At 60.8% G+C, this 14457-nt stretch carries 13 protein-coding genes; 11 read left to right on the top strand and 2 right to left on the bottom strand.

The features are described from left to right. Positions 1–43 precede the first annotated feature (43 nt). Together AC1DZE_RS00590 and AC1DZE_RS00585 are read right to left on the bottom strand one after the other, a co-directional pair. Entirely contained in the window at positions 44–577 is a 534-nt protein-coding gene (locus tag AC1DZE_RS00590; protein WP_477667968.1) for a TRAP transporter small permease, read from the bottom strand. Positions 578–597: 20 nt separating this feature from the next. After that, the gene (locus tag AC1DZE_RS00585; protein WP_477667967.1) at positions 598–1581 is read right to left on the bottom strand and encodes a TRAP transporter substrate-binding protein; all 984 of its coding nucleotides are present in this window, start codon (positions 1579–1581) and stop codon (positions 598–600) included. Positions 1582–1702: 121 nt separating this feature from the next. Here AC1DZE_RS00585 and AC1DZE_RS00580 point away from each other — a divergent pair, with 121 nt between their 5' ends. The 11 genes from AC1DZE_RS00580 to AC1DZE_RS00530 all read left to right on the top strand — a co-directional run bounded on the left by AC1DZE_RS00580 (position 1703) and on the right by AC1DZE_RS00530 (position 14436). After that, the gene (locus AC1DZE_RS00580) at positions 1703–2656 is read left to right on the top strand and encodes a LysR family transcriptional regulator (protein ID WP_477667966.1); all 954 of its coding nucleotides are present in this window, start codon (positions 1703–1705) and stop codon (positions 2654–2656) included. A gap of 121 nt (positions 2657–2777) precedes the next feature. Next, positions 2778–4043 (top strand): ABC transporter substrate-binding protein, encoded by a 1266-nt coding sequence (locus AC1DZE_RS00575; protein WP_457280039.1) that lies wholly within the window; start codon positions 2778–2780, stop codon positions 4041–4043. Positions 4044–4079: 36 nt separating this feature from the next. Further along, on the top strand, positions 4080–4946 hold the full coding sequence (locus AC1DZE_RS00570) for a branched-chain amino acid ABC transporter permease (RefSeq protein WP_457280040.1): 867 nt from the start codon (positions 4080–4082) through the stop codon (positions 4944–4946). A gap of 2 nt (positions 4947–4948) precedes the next feature. After that, on the top strand, positions 4949–5965 hold the full coding sequence (locus tag AC1DZE_RS00565) for a branched-chain amino acid ABC transporter permease (protein ID WP_477667965.1): 1017 nt from the start codon (positions 4949–4951) through the stop codon (positions 5963–5965). Continuing rightward, positions 5962–6672 (top strand): ABC transporter ATP-binding protein, encoded by a 711-nt coding sequence (locus AC1DZE_RS00560; protein WP_477674294.1) that lies wholly within the window; start codon positions 5962–5964, stop codon positions 6670–6672. The genes AC1DZE_RS00565 and AC1DZE_RS00560 overlap by 4 nt, the downstream gene beginning before the upstream one ends. A 63-nt stretch (positions 6673–6735) precedes the next feature. Further along, a complete protein-coding gene (locus tag AC1DZE_RS00555; RefSeq protein WP_477667963.1) occupies positions 6736–7440 on the top strand; it encodes an ABC transporter ATP-binding protein in 705 nt (234 codons plus the stop codon). 52 nt (positions 7441–7492) lie between these two features. After that, complete coding sequence (locus AC1DZE_RS00550; RefSeq protein ID WP_477667962.1) at positions 7493–8260, top strand: putative hydro-lyase; 768 nt, start codon at positions 7493–7495, stop codon at positions 8258–8260. A 49-nt stretch (positions 8261–8309) separates the two neighbouring features. Next, positions 8310–9272, top strand: a complete 963-nt coding sequence (locus AC1DZE_RS00545) for a TRAP transporter substrate-binding protein (protein WP_477673713.1) — start codon at positions 8310–8312, stop codon at positions 9270–9272. Positions 9273–9290: 18 nt separating this feature from the next. Continuing rightward, positions 9291–9893: a nuclear transport factor 2 family protein gene (locus AC1DZE_RS00540; protein ID WP_477673714.1), complete on the top strand. Its 603-nt coding sequence runs from the start codon at positions 9291–9293 to the stop codon at positions 9891–9893. 68 nt (positions 9894–9961) lie between these two features. Next, positions 9962–13594, top strand: coding sequence for a hydantoinase B/oxoprolinase family protein (locus AC1DZE_RS00535; protein WP_477699673.1), 3633 nt, complete (start codon positions 9962–9964; stop codon positions 13592–13594). A gap of 296 nt (positions 13595–13890) precedes the next feature. Beyond that, positions 13891–14436 carry a DinB family protein gene (locus AC1DZE_RS00530; RefSeq protein ID WP_477667958.1) on the top strand — a complete coding sequence of 182 codons (546 nt, stop codon included), beginning with the start codon at positions 13891–13893 and terminating at the stop codon, positions 14434–14436. The last annotated feature ends 21 nt before the right edge of the window (positions 14437–14457 follow it).

The following is a 14457-nucleotide window of genomic DNA, read 5'->3' as shown; positions in this document are numbered from 1 at the left end:
AGTCTGGAAAATAAACGGAAATGAAAGAGACGCAGGCTGAGGCTCAAACTTCCGAAGAGAAGTCGCCGCGCGCATGGCGTTCTTCGACTTCGCGCACAAAGGTCGGCACGCCGCCGCGTATCACGATGATGAATTCATCGACCACGGCGACCAGCAGCAGGATGGAGCCCAGCGCAAAGCTCAACTGCGGAATCCACATCGGCATGGGCAAGAGGCCTTGCGAGATGTCGTTGAACTCCCAGCTTTCATAGGTGAAGAGGCATGCCGACCATGCCAGGTAGGCCACCGCCACGCTGCCGATAAAAAGCGAGGCCAGCTCCAGCACGCGGCGGGTCTTTGCATTCACTGAATCGAGCAGCAAGGTCACCCGCACAAAGTCGCCATGCTTGAATGCGTGGGCCATGGCAAAGAAGGCGGCGGCCGCGCAAAACCAGGCCACCACGTCGTTCACGGCGCCGGTGTTAACGCGGAATTCGCGCAGGATGCTTTGAGCGATCATCAGCACCGCGATGAGGGCGATGAAGGCGGCGCCCAAGGCCCCGCCTGCCAGATAAAGTTTGTCGAGGAATTTGCGCACGGCCTGCCTTGTTGTATGCCTTACTTCTTCGCGGCCCTGAGCTTGTTGAAGTTGGCGATGATGGCTTCGCCGTCAGGGCCGGCCTTTTTCACCCAGTCGGCCTGCATGATGGTGCCGACCTGCTTCATGTCGGAGACCAGCTTGGCCGGCGGCGTGACGATCTTCATGCCTTTGTCGGCCAGGGCCTTTTTGTACCACTCGTTCTTTTCCTCGCTGAGCTTCCAGCCGCGCACTTCGGCGTCCGCCGCGGCCTTGGTGAGGGCCGCCTGTGTGGCGGGGTCGAGCGCATCAAAGGCTTTTTTGTTCACGATGACGGCATTCTTGGGCAGCCAGGCCTGGGTGTCGTACCAGTACTTGATGCTTTCATAGGTCTTGGAGTCATAGCCGGTCGAGCCCGAGCTCATGTAGCTTTCCACCACGCCAGTGGCCAGCGCCTGCGAGAGTTCAGCCGCCTGGATGGTGACCGGCTGCGCGCCGATCAACTCGGCAATCTTGGCGGTGGCGGGGCTGTAGGCGCGCCATTTGATGCCGCGCAGGTCGGCAACCGAGGCGAGCTCTTTCTTGCTGTAAATGCCTTGCGGTGGCCACGCCACGGTATAGAGCAGCTTCATGCCCTGTGTGCCCAGCAATTTATCAAGTACGGGCTTTTGGGCTTCGTAGAGTTTTTTGGAATCAGCGTAAGAGGTGGCCAAAAAAGGAATGCCATCGACGCCGTAAATCGGATTCTCGTTTTCGAAATTGACCAGCAGCACTTCACCGATCTGGGCCTGGCCGCCTTGCACCGCACGCTTGATTTCGTTGGCCTTGAAGAGCGAGGCGTTGGCGTGCACCGTGATCTTGAGTTTGCCGCCGCTGGCCTTGTCGACGTCTGCCGCGAACTGCGTCAGCGTTTCTGTGTGGAAGTTGCTGGCTGGGTAGGCCGCGGGCAGATCCCACTTGGTCTGGGCGAAAGCGTTGGCGCCGAAGGCGAGAGCGGCGGCCACCAGAGTGACTTTGAATTTCATGAAAAGCTCCAGGACAAGGAATTAGTAAGTAGTAATAGGATAGACGCAAATCCCGCGCCAGTTCACCGGGCATACCCCGAAAAGCCGGCGCCTACCTGTTTTGCGACCTTGAGGCCCCGCCATGAACCTGCGTTTTGTTGAAGCTTTCTATTGGGTTGCCTCGCTCAAAAGTATCTCGCGCGCCGCGGAGAAGCTCTACCTGACGCAGTCTGCCATGTCCAGCCGGATCGCCACACTGGAAGAAGAGCTGGGCATCCTGCTGCTGGACCGGCGCGACAAGCAGTTCAAGCTCACCGTCGCGGGCGCGCGTTTCCTGGTCTATGCGCAAAAGCTGCTGGAGCTGCAGCGCGAGGTCAAACACGAGATGGGTTCCGGTGCGGCCATGGCGGTATCGATGCGCATAGGTGCCATCGAATCGGTGCTGCACTCCTGGCTGATTCCCTGGCTTGAAAAACTCCGGGTAGACCATCCGGGCCTGGAGCTGGAGCTGACGGTGGAAACCACCCCCATCCTGATGGACCAGGTGCAACGCGGCACGCTGGACCTGGTGTTTGCCGCATTGCCCGCGTCGGCGGACGGGGTACGCAACCAGGCCTTGCCGCCCATGGACATGGCGTTTGTGGGAAATCCGGCGCTGCATAAAAAAAGAAATTACCGGCTGGATGAGCTCGCGGAGATGGAGTTGCTGACATTTCAGAAAGGCTCGCAGCCGCACGTCACGCTGGTCGACCTCTTCAAACAGCACCGCATGGAACCCAAAAAGGTGCATGCCATTTCATCCATTTCCGCGATGGTCCAGCTGGTGCAGGGCGGCTTTGGCGTGGCCCTGCTGCCGCGCATCGCGGTCCAGCGCCTGACGGGGTTCGCCAGCCTGAAATTGCTCACCTGCGACACCCGTGTGAAGTCGTTGCCGATCCACGCGAGCTACCGCACCGACCCGACTTCATCGGTGGTTGAGACGGTGGTCAGGTCGGCCGTGCAGTTTGCCGCGGAGAGCACGGGAGCCGGCACCAAAACGGGTCGCAAGCCGGCGGCCAGGGTTGCAAAAACAGGCAAAAAAGGTGCATCAGGGTAAATACCAATCATCGAAAAAATCGATGACGTAAGCAAAAAATTACTTGTTTGATTTCGTCATTTGCTAATCGCACACTTCGTCACATGTCATCCAACCGTCATGTTTTTACGAGGAGTGCGTCATGAAGAAATCTTGGTGGGCCAAAGTGGCCGCAGTGTTGCTATCAACCGGCATGGCCTTTGGCGTGCATGCACAGCAAGAGATAAAAATCGGTGTGCTTTATCCGCTCACCGGGCCGGCCGCCTCCGTGGGTGCCGAGCTGCGCAGCGCGCTGGAACTCGCCGCCGACATCATCAATAACGGTGCGCCCGGTGTTTCCGAGCTGCCGCTGTCTGCCGGCAAAGGCTTGCCCAACCTCAAGGGCGCAAAAATCAAGCTGGTGTTTGCCGACCACCAGGCCAACCCGCAGACTGGCGCTACGGAAGCCGAGCGCCTGATCACACAGGAAAAAGTCGTGGCACTCGTGGGTGCGTATAACAGCGCCGTCACCGCCACGGCCAGCCAGATCGCCGAGCGCGCCGGTATCCCTTTCCTGAACCCTGAATCGTCGTCGGCATCGCTCACGCAGCGCAACTTCAAGTGGTTCTTTCGCACCACGCCGCACGACGACCTGTTTGTGCACAACGCCTTTGATTTCCTGAAAGAACTCGAAGCCAAAAAGGGCATCAAGGCGGGCGTGGTCGCCAGCCTCAACGAAAACGGCTTGTGGGGCACGGAAACCACCAAGCTGCAGACCAAACTCGCGCCCGAGTTCAAGCAGAACCTGGTCAAGCAGGTGATGTACCCGGCCAAAACCACGCAGCTGACTTCGGAAGTGCAGACGCTCAAGGCGGCGAACCCCAACCTGGTGCTGCAGTCGTCCTACACGGCCGATGCCATCCTGTCGATCAAGACCTACAAGGAACTCGGCTTTTCGCCGGACATGATCCTGGCGAACAACGCGGGCTTCACCGATACCGATTTCATCAGGACACTCGGCAAGGACGCCGACTACATCATCACGCGTGAAGTCTGGGCGCTGGACCTGGCCAACCGCAATCCTCTGATCAAGCAGGTCAACGACCTGTTCAACAGCCGCTACAAGATCAACTTCACCGGCAATTCCTCGCGCACTTTCACCGGCCTGATGGTGATGGCGGACGCTATCAACCGTGCTGGCTCCACCGAGCCCGAAGCTATCCGCAAGGCATTGGCCGCCACCGACATGCCCGGCAGCAAGCTGATCATGCCGTGGAAGGGTGTGAAGTTCGATGCGACCGGCCAGAACACCCTGGGCCAGGGCATCCTGGTGCAGATCATCGGCGGCAAATACAACACGGTCTGGCCGTTCGACATGGCCTCGCGTGAAGTGACCTGGCCCATGCCCAAGTGGGACCAGCGCAAATAAGCCGCGAGTTTTGACCTAAAAAGCCAAGAGACAACCATGACTACGGAAATATTGCTTCAGACGCTGGCCTCCGGCGTGCTGATTGGGCTGATTTACGCGCTGGTGGCTATCGGCCTGACCATGATTTTCGGCGTCATGGACATCGTGAACTTTGCGCACGGGGAATTCCTCATGCTGGGCATGTACTCGGCCTTCTGGCTGTTTTCCCTGTATGCGCTGGACCCCATGCTTACCTTGCCGCTGACAGTGATCATGCTGTTCGGCTTCGGCGTGCTGCTGTACAAACTGGTGATCGTGCGCATCATCAACGCGCCCATGCTGTCGCAGATCTTCACGACCTTCGGCATCATGATCCTGTTGCGCGGTGTGGCCCAGTTCCTCTGGAAACCGGATTTCCGCTCCATCGAGAATTCGGCGGTCAGCGGAACGGTCAAGCTGCTGGGCGTGCAACTGGGCAAGCCGCAGCTGGTCGCCGGTGTAGGGGCCGTCGTGGTCACCGGCCTGATTTACTTCTTCCTGAACAAAACCCGGCTCGGTGCGGCGCTGGAAGCCACCGCCTCCGACAAGGAAGCGGCCCGCCTCATGGGCATTGATTCGCACAAGATGTTCTCGCTGGCCTGGGGCATAGGCGCGGCCTGCGCCGGCGCAGCCGGGGTGCTGTTGTCAACCTTCTTCCCGATTTTTCCGGACGTTGGCGCGAGTTTCATCCTGCTGGCTTTTGTGGTGGTCAACCTGGGCGGTTTCGGCAGCGTCTCTGGCGCTTTCTGGGCCGGCATCCTGGTCGGCGTGATCGAGGTCATGGGCGGCCTGCTGCTTGGGCCGCAGTACAAGACGGCCATCGTGCTGGTGTTGTTCCTCGGCGTGCTGATGTTCCGCCCGCAGGGCTTGATGGGCAAGGCATGATCATGAAGCAACTCATTTTTGCCATCGCAGCGCTGGCGCTTGCCCTGGCTGTTCCCGCTGTCACGGATGCCTCGCACCTGAACATGGCAATCCTTATCCTCATGGCGGCCCAGGTGGGTGTAGCCTGGAACATCGTGGGCGGCTATGCGGGACAGGTGTCCCTCGGCCATGCGGCTTTCTACGGACTGGGCGCCTATGTCTCGACACTGCTGCTGGTCAAGTTCGGTATCAATCCCTGGATAGGCGTGCTAGCCGGCGGTTTGGTGGCAGCCTTGCTCAGCCTGGGTTTTGGCTGGTCCTGCTTCCGGCTCAAGGGCCACTACTTTGCGATGGCCACCATCGCCGTGGCCGAGCTGGTGCAGATCTTCTTCACCGAATGGGATTACGGCGGTGCGGCGGTCGGGCTTTACGTGCCGATGGACAAACAAGGCTGGCTCTGGCTGAACTTCGCCACCAAATTGCCGTACTACTGGTTGGCACTGGGGCTGCTGATCATCACCTTGGGCGCGAACTGGTGGATAGAGCGCAGCTACCTCGGCTACTACTTCAGGGCCATCAAGGATGAACCCGACGCGGCCCGCAGCATTGGCGTGAACATCGCCCGCTACAAGCAGGTCGCGCTGTCGGTCAGCGCTTTCCTCACGGCAGTTGGTGGAAGCCTGTATGCGCAGAAAGAGCTTTACATCGATCCGAATTCGGTGCTCTCGACGGCGCTCTCCATCAAGATGGCGCTGGTGTCCATCCTGGGGGGCGTGGGTACCCTGTTTGGGCCGGTCGTAGGCGCGGTGGTGCTGACCAGCATCGAGGAGTTCACCCGCATCGCTTTCGGCGGCACAGGCCGTGGCACCGATGTCATTATTTATGCGAGCCTCATCATCGTGATCGCAGTCTTTTATCCCACGGGCCTCATTGGCTGGCTGCGCAGCTTCCGGGAGCGCCGCGAGGCACGCGCCGATGCATCGCGGCAGATGGCGGTGCCCACCGCCGCCGTGCAGAACGCCGGCGAGGAGGCCGTATGAAGTTGCTGGAAGTCAAACAGGTCAGCAAGCGTTTCGGCGGGCTGGTCGCCAACCAGGATGTTTCCTTCAGCGTGGACACCGGGCAGGTGGTGGGCCTGATCGGCCCCAACGGAGCCGGAAAGACCACGATGTTTAATTGCGTGGCGGGGTATTTTGCCCCCACGGCCGGTAGCATCATGCTGGGCGGCCGCGACATCGCAGGCCTGCCGCCCGAAACATGCGCCCGCGCCGGTGTGGCGCGGACTTTTCAGATTGCGCGCACCTTCACCAGCATGACGGCCTGCGAGAACGTGATGACCGCGGCCATGCTGCTGCAGCACAACGTTGTGAAGGCACGTCGGGCTGCCATGGACTGGCTGGCTTTTGCCGGGCTTGAACGCTTTGCCGACCGGCCTGCCGCCAGCATGACCATCAGCGAGCAGCGGCGCCTGGCCGTGGCGCGTGCGCTGGCCATACAGCCGCGCATCCTGCTGATGGATGAAGTGATGGCGGGGCTCAATCCGTCGGAAGTTCGCGAAGCGGTGGACGTCGTTCTCAAGATCCGGGACAAGGGCATTGCGTGCCTGATCGTCGAACATGTGCTGGAAGGCATCATGCCGATCGCCGACAAGATCGTCGTGCTGGACCGCGGCGTGAAGATCGCCGAAGGCACGCCGCAGGAGGTGTCGAATGATGCCGCCGTGATCACTGCTTACCTGGGAGACTGAAAGTGACTTTCCCTCACGCTTATTGCATTCCCCGCCACGTGGCGCGGATCGAAGGGCAGCACCATGCTTGAAATCAAAAATCTCAAGGTCTGCTACGACGACGTACTGGCCATCTCCGACGTCAGCCTCCAGGTCGAACCCGGCAAGATCGTGGCGCTGGTGGGCGGCAACGGAAACGGCAAGTCCACCACCTTGCGCGCCGTGGCAGGCCTCAATGCCGCCGCAGCGGGCAGTATTACCTTCAACGGTGAGCCGGTTCACCGCATGCCGGCGCACAAACGCGTTCCGCTGGGCCTGTCGCTGGTGCCGGAAGGCCGGCGCCTGTTTCCCCGGCTGACAGTGCTTCGCAACCTGGAGCTCGGTGCTTTCACACGCATGGACAAGCACGAGGTGGCGCAGGGCATTGAAGAGATGCTGCAGCTGTTCCCAATCCTCAAGGAACGCGCCACGCAACTGGCCGGCACCATGAGCGGTGGCGAGCAGCAGATGCTGGCCATCGCCCGTGGGCTGATGGCACGCCCCAAGCTGCTGATGCTGGATGAGCCGTCGTGGGGCATCGCGCCCAAGTTTGTGACCAAGGTGCTGGAGGTTATCCAGCAGGTCAATGCCACCGGTGTGTCGATATTGCTGGTGGAACAGAACCTGCAAAAGGCCCTGGGAATCGCGCATTACGGCTATGTCATCCAGACCGGCCGTATCGTGATGCAGGGCAAGGGGCATGAGCTCCTCAACGATGACCGGATCAAAAAGGCCTACCTGGGCCTTTGACGGAAAAGCCGCTGTACCACCCTATTTTTTTCCAATCAAGCTTTACCCAGCCATGAACAAGATTTTTGATCGTCCTGCAGACCTCCGGATGGCCAGCCGCTGCGGCGAGTTTGCCCTGCCCACCGCGGGACACGCGAACGGCCATATCCAGGCCAACCTCATGATCGTGCCGCAGGCACAGGCCTTTGACTTCCTGTTGTTTTGCCAGCGCAACCCCAAGCCCTGCCCGCTGGTGGAGGTTCTGAAGCCGGGCGCCACGGAGCCTTTGTGCGCACCGGGGGCGGACATCACGACCGACATTCCGGGCTACCGCGTTTACCGCGACGGCGAGTTTGTCGAAGAGCGGGGCGAGATCCGTTCGATCTGGAAGGACGACTATGTAGCCTTCCTGATCGGCTGCAGCTTTTCTTTCGAGGCCGCGGTCACCCAGGCCGGCATTCCGTTGAGGCATGTCGAGCAGGGCCGCAATGTCTCGATGTTCCGTACCAGTCTCCAGTGCCAGCCTGCTGGTGTGTTCAGCGGCGAAATGGTCGTCACCATGCGGCCCATCAAGAGCCGCGATGTGGCAAAGGTGGTGGAGATTTCTGGCCGGTTTGACGTTGCGCATGGTGCGCCCGTTCACATCGGCAATCCGGAGGCGATCGGCATCACCGACCTGTCGCGACCGGATTACGGCGATGCAGTCGACATCAAGGATGATGAAATCCCGGTGTTCTGGGGTTGCGGCGTAACGCCGCAATGGGTTGCCCAGAAGAGCCGACTGTCGATGTGCATCACCCATGCGCCGGGCAAGATGTTTGTGACAGACCTGAAAGGGTGAGTTCCATGCACCCGCCGCCGGGCTAATTCTCAACTCCCAAGGAGTTCCCATGAAAGCAGTTTTAATAGCCGTGCTCGTCACGGCGGGGGCAGCGCACGCCCAGACAACCTGGAAGCTGGCCACGGGCTACCGGGCAGAGTCCTTCCATACGCAGAACCTCCTGCAGTTTGGGCGCGATGTGGATCTGGCCACGCGCGGACAGCTGGTCATACAGGTGTACCCCAACAACACCCTGGCCAAGCTGGCGGACATCAGCGCGGCCGTGCAGCAGGGAAAGGCCGAAGCGGGCGAGACCATCATGGCGAGCATGGTCAAGGAAATTCCGCTGGCTGGCGCGGACTCCATTCCCTTCGTCGTGGCCTCCTACAAGGACGCACAACGCCTCTGGAAACTGCAGCGGCCCGGTCTTGAAAAGCATTTCACCGAGCATGGCATGAAGCTCCTGTACGCCGTGCCGTGGCCGCCGCAAGGCCTGCATTCGAACAAGCCGGTGCGGGGCCCGACAGACTTTCGCGGTACCCAGATGCGCACCTACAACCAGACCACCATGCGTATCGCCGAAATGCTGGGTGCCAAGCCGGTGGATGTGGCCATGGTCGATGTGGGCAAGGCATTGGCCGAAGGCCGGATGGACAACATGATCACGTCTGCGCTGACCGGCGTGGAGAACAAGGTGTGGGGTCCGATCAAGTATTACTACGAGATCAATGCCTGGTTCCCCAAAAATGCGGTGTTTGTGAACAGCAAGGTCTTCGATGCACTGAAGCCCGAGACGCGCGCCGCCGTGCTCAAGGCGGCGGGTGAGGCGGAAGTCCGCGGCTGGCAGGCCAGCCAGGCGCTGGCGACCAGCGCGACCGAGGAATTGCGCGCCAACGGCGTGAAGATAGAACGCATTCCCCCCGAGCTGGACACTGAGATCAAGCGCATGGGCGAGAAATTCTCGCGCGAGTGGATACGATCGGTGGGCAATGAAGCCAATGATATTTTCGTGCCGTACTACATGCCGCAATAAGCACAGGCTTCGAATCGCATGAAAACTCCTTCCGCATCCATCGCCGCCTACCTTCATGCCAAGGATGGCAACCGGCCTCACCTGCTGGCGCAAGCCTTTACGGACGATGCCCTGCTGCAGGTCACCGTCCACACCGGTGCGATTTCTTTTCCGCCGGTGTCCCGGGGGCGGGACGCCATTGGCGAGGTGCTGGTGCGCCGTTTTGGCCAGTCCTACGAGAATGTCTACAGCTTCTGCCTGACTTCGCCGCCGGAGGCCGACGCTCAGGTGTTTTGCTGTGACTGGCTGGTTGCCATGACGGAAAAGGACAGCCGCGCCGTGCGGGTCGGGTGTGGCCGCTACGATTGGTGTTTTTCGCCACCTTCATGTCTGGCGGAAAGCCTTTCAATCACCATCGCGAGCATGCAGACCCTGCCGGCCTCGCACACGGACGAGGTCATGGATTGGGTCGCCGGCCTTCCCTATCCGTGGTGCCCGGCTTCGACGGCCCTGCGGGGCGTGCCGGATATCCAGCACTTGGCGCCGGTACTTGGGTACATTGGCAGGTCACAGATCGCCAATTTTCCGGACAAGAGGCCCCGGCCAACATCGCCGCACAGCGTTGCGTCGAGCCAGGCCTGACGGCACACAAGATCAATAAAGATCCATAGAGATCAGCAAAGAACACGTTAACTCTGAAATCAAAAACCATGCAAGACACCACTTCAAAACCGGGCGGCGACCGTTGGCAATTCTGGATAGACCGCGGCGGCACTTTCACCGATATCGTCGCCAAAAAGCCTGACGGTTCGCTCGTGACCCACAAGCTGCTGTCGGAAAACCCGGAGCAGTATCGCGATGCAGCGGTGGCCGGCATCCGCCACCTGCTGGGCCTGAAAGCGGGCGAGCCGATACGCGCCGACGTGGTGGACTGCGTGAAGATGGGAACGACCGTGGCCACCAATGCACTGCTGGAGCGCAAGGGTGAACCGACATTGCTGGTGACCACGCGCGGCTTTCGGGATGCGCAGCGCATTGCCTACCAAAACCGCCCCCGTCTGTTTGACCGCCACATCGTGCTGCCCGAATTGCTTTACAGCGCGGTGGTGGAGGCCCAGGAGCGTGTGGGCGCGCAAGGCGAGGTGCTTCAGGCGCTCGACGAAGTGCTATTAAAAAAGGAGCTGCTTGCGCAGTACCAGAAAGGGCTGCGAAGCCTTGCGATTGTTTTTATGCATGGATACCGGTTCACGGAGCATGAAAAGGCCGCCAAGCGCATCGCGACCGAGGTGGGTTTTACCCAGATCAGCACCTCGCATGAAACCAGCCCGATGATGAAGTTTGTGAGCCGCGGCGACACCACGGTGGTGGACGCCTACCTCTCCCCCATCCTGCGCCGTTATGTGGAACAGGTCGCCAGTGAGATGCCGGGGGTACGGCTCTTTTTCATGCAGTCTTCCGGTGGATTGACCGATGCGCATGTATTTCAGGGCAAAGACGCCATCCTGAGCGGCCCGGCGGGCGGCATTGTGGGCATGGCCCGCACGGCCGCAATCGCCGGCCATGCCAAGGTCATAGGCTTTGACATGGGCGGCACCTCAACGGACGTGTCGCATTACGCCGGGGAGTTCGAGCGCGAATTCGAAACCCAGGTGGCCGGTGTGCGCATGCGGGCACCCATGATGAGTATCCACACCGTGGCGGCGGGCGGCGGCTCCATCCTCAAATTTGACGGCGAGCGCTTCCGGGTTGGTCCACAGAGCGCAGGCGCCAACCCAGGCCCCGCCAGTTACCGGCGCGGTGGCCGCCTGGCGGTGACCGATGCCAACGTGATGGTCGGCAAGGTGCAGCCGCGCTACTTTCCGAAAGTATTTGGTCCCAATGCCGATGAGCCCTTGAGTTACGAGGCGGTAGAGGCCCAGTTCAACGAACTGGCGGGACAGACCGGCCGCAGTGCCGAGGTGGTGGCCGAGGGCTTCATCAACATCGCGGTCCAGCAGATGGCCAACGCCATCAAGAAAATTTCGGTGGCGCGCGGCTATGACGTGACACGCTACACGCTGCAATGCTTTGGCGGTGCGGGCGGGCAGCACGCCTGCCTGGTGGCCGATGCGCTGGGCATGACCAAGGTGTTTGTGCATCCGCTGGCGGGTGTGCTGAGCGCCTATGGCATGGGCCTGGCCGACCAGAATGTGATTCGTGAGCAGGCGGTGGAGCTCAAGCTCTCGGCCGCCGTGCTTCCGGAAATTGCCGACAAGCTCAACTCGCTCGCTGCAACGGCAGAGGCCGAGCTGCAGCGCCAGCAGGTCAGCACCGGCAGCATCACCACGCATCACCGCGTGCATGTGCGTTATGAAGGCAGTGACTCCGCGCTCATCGTGCCCTTCGGTACGCTGGACGAGATCGAGTCCGGGTTCGAAGCCGCTTACCGCCAGCGCTTTGCCTTCCTGATGCAGGGCAAGGGCCTGGTGGTTGAGGCCGTGTCGGTAGAGTCCGTGGTGGCAGGCGACGCGCCTGCCGAGCCGCGCCACACCACGCATGAGCCGCGTGAAGTACCTCGCCGCGAAACCGTGCGCATGTACTCCGGCGGCCAGTGGCATGACGCCGCGCTGGTGGTGCGTGAAGATCTGCGGCCGGGCGACATCATCTCGGGGCCGGCCATCATTGCCGAGAAGAACGCCACCACGGTCGTGGAACCGGGTTGGGAAGCCGCGCTGACGGCGCTGGACCATCTGGTGCTGGACCGCCGGGCTGAACGAGCCGTGAAATTTGCGGCGGGCACGACGGTAGACCCGGTGCTGCTGGAGGTCTTCAACAACCTCTTCATGAACATTGCCGAGCAGATGGGCCTGCAGCTGCAGAACACCGCTTACTCGGTCAACATCAAGGAGCGCCTGGACTTCAGCTGTGCACTGTTTGACACCGAAGGCAACCTGATCGCCAATGCGCCGCATATGCCGGTGCATCTGGGTTCCATGGGCGAAAGCATCAAGACGGTGATTCGCGAGAACGCCGGCAAGATGCAGCCTGGTGATGTGTATGTGCTGAACGACCCCTACCATGGCGGCACGCACCTGCCCGACATCACCGTCATTACGCCGGTCTACCTTGGTGCGGCCACACAGCCGACGTTTTATGTCGGTTCGCGCGGACACCATGCCGACATCGGCGGCACCACGCCGGGCTCCATGCCGCCGTTCTCGACATTGATTGAAGAAGAAGGTGTGCAGATCAACAATGTCAAGCTGGTGGAACGCGGCGTGCTGCGCGAGGCCGAAATGATTGCGCTGCTCAAAAGCGGCAAATACCCCAGCCGTAACCCGCAGCAGAATATGGCCGACCTGAAAGCGCAGATCGCCGCCAATGAAAAGGGCGTGCAGGAGCTGCGCAAGATGGTGGACACCTTCAGCCTGGAGGTGGTGCTGGCTTATATGCGCCATGTGCAGGACAACGCCGAGGAGTCGGTGCGCCGCGTGATCACGCGCCTCAAAAATGGCGAGTTCACCTTGCCGCTGGACAACGGCGCCCAGATCAAGGTGTCCATCCGCGTTGACGTCAAAGGACGCAGCGCCGAGATCGACTTCGCCGGCACATCGCCGCAGCAGACCAATAACTTCAACGCGCCAACGGCGGTGTGCATGGCCGCAGTGTTGTATGTGTTCCGCACACTGGTTGACGACGATATCCCGTTGAACGCGGGCTGCCTGAAGCCGCTCAAGGTCATCATCCCGCCGGGCTCCATGCTCAACCCGAACCCGCCGGCTTCGGTGGTGGCAGGTAATGTGGAAACGTCCACCTGCATCACCAATGCGCTTTACGGCGCGCTGGGTGTGATGGCAGCCGGCCAGTGCACGATGAACAACTTCACGTTCGGCAATGCCCGCCACCAGTACTACGAAACCATTTCGGGTGGTTCGGGTGCCGGCGGAAAGCTGGATGATGCGGGCAAGCTGGTGTCGGGTTTTGACGGCACCTCTGTAGTTCAGGCACATATGACCAATTCGCGGCTGACCGACCCGGAGGTACTGGAATTCCGCTTCCCGGTGCGGCTGGAAAGCTACGAGATTCGCCAGGGCTCCGGCGGTGCAGGCCGCTGGCACGGCGGCAATGGCGGTGTGCGCCGTGTCCGCTTCCTGGAGGCCATGACGGCCAGCATCCTGTCGAACGGGCGCAAACACGGCGCCTTCGGCATGGCCGGAGGTCAAGCCGGGCAGGTCGGGCAAAACGTTGTGGTCCGGGCGCAAGGCCAGATCGAAACACTGGGCCATATCGGCCAGGCCGAGATGCAGCCTGGTGATATTTTTGAAATCCATACGCCGGGCGGCGGCGGCTTCGGAAAAGCTTGACGCAATGCAGACAGGCCGGTTGGTGCCGGCCTGAGTCGCAGCAAACGCAGACACGTCACCATTGGTTATTGAGCCAAAGCACTTGACAGGCTGCGTTTGATCTTCCTGGCCGGAGCCATTCACCAGTACCTCTTTCAGGTGAAAATCTAAGGGTGGAAAACGCGCCTGCTGATGTGCCCTGGCTTTGGGGCAATCAAGCAGGTGGTGGGCCGCAATTCCCGTCGGGTCTTTTTGGATGAAATCCGGCTCTGGCGCAATCCTGGCAAGCGCAAGCAGCTATCAATTCAGGAGCAAATATGACCGCTTCGTTTATCGACAACTACCGGCTTCTGGCTCAGTACAACCGCTGGATGAATGAACGGCTGTATGACGCCTGTGAAACCCTGACCGATGAGGAGCGCCAGCGGGCCCGTGGCGCTTTCTTCGGCTCGATCCATCACACGCTCGGCCATCTGGTTCTGGCCGACCAGGTCTGGCTCAGGCGCTTTGCGCAATGTGGGGCAGACAACGGCATCCGTTTTACATCGCTGAACTCTGAAGTTGTCGACATGCCGCAGGCCTACACGCTGGACATGGTGCTGTACGAAGACTGGGCCGGGCTGAAAGCCAAACGGCAGCAGCTCGACGGTGCCATCGAGCAGTGGGCTGCCGACATGCCTGAGGCTTACCCGGCCATGACCATGCGCTACGCCAACTCGAAAGGGGTGCAGCGCGAACACGTGGTCTGGAAGGCCCTCACGCATTTTTTCAATCACCAGACACACCACCGGGGGCAGGCCACGACACTGGTCACGCAGGCCGGCGCCGCGGTGGGCGTGACGGACCTGATTGCGCTGGTGTAGAGGCCTTTGAAGTGCTATGAA

The sequence above is a fragment of the Polaromonas sp. P1_F1 genome (assembly GCF_056405795.1).
This window is presented reverse-complemented; position numbering and strand designations above follow the sequence as displayed.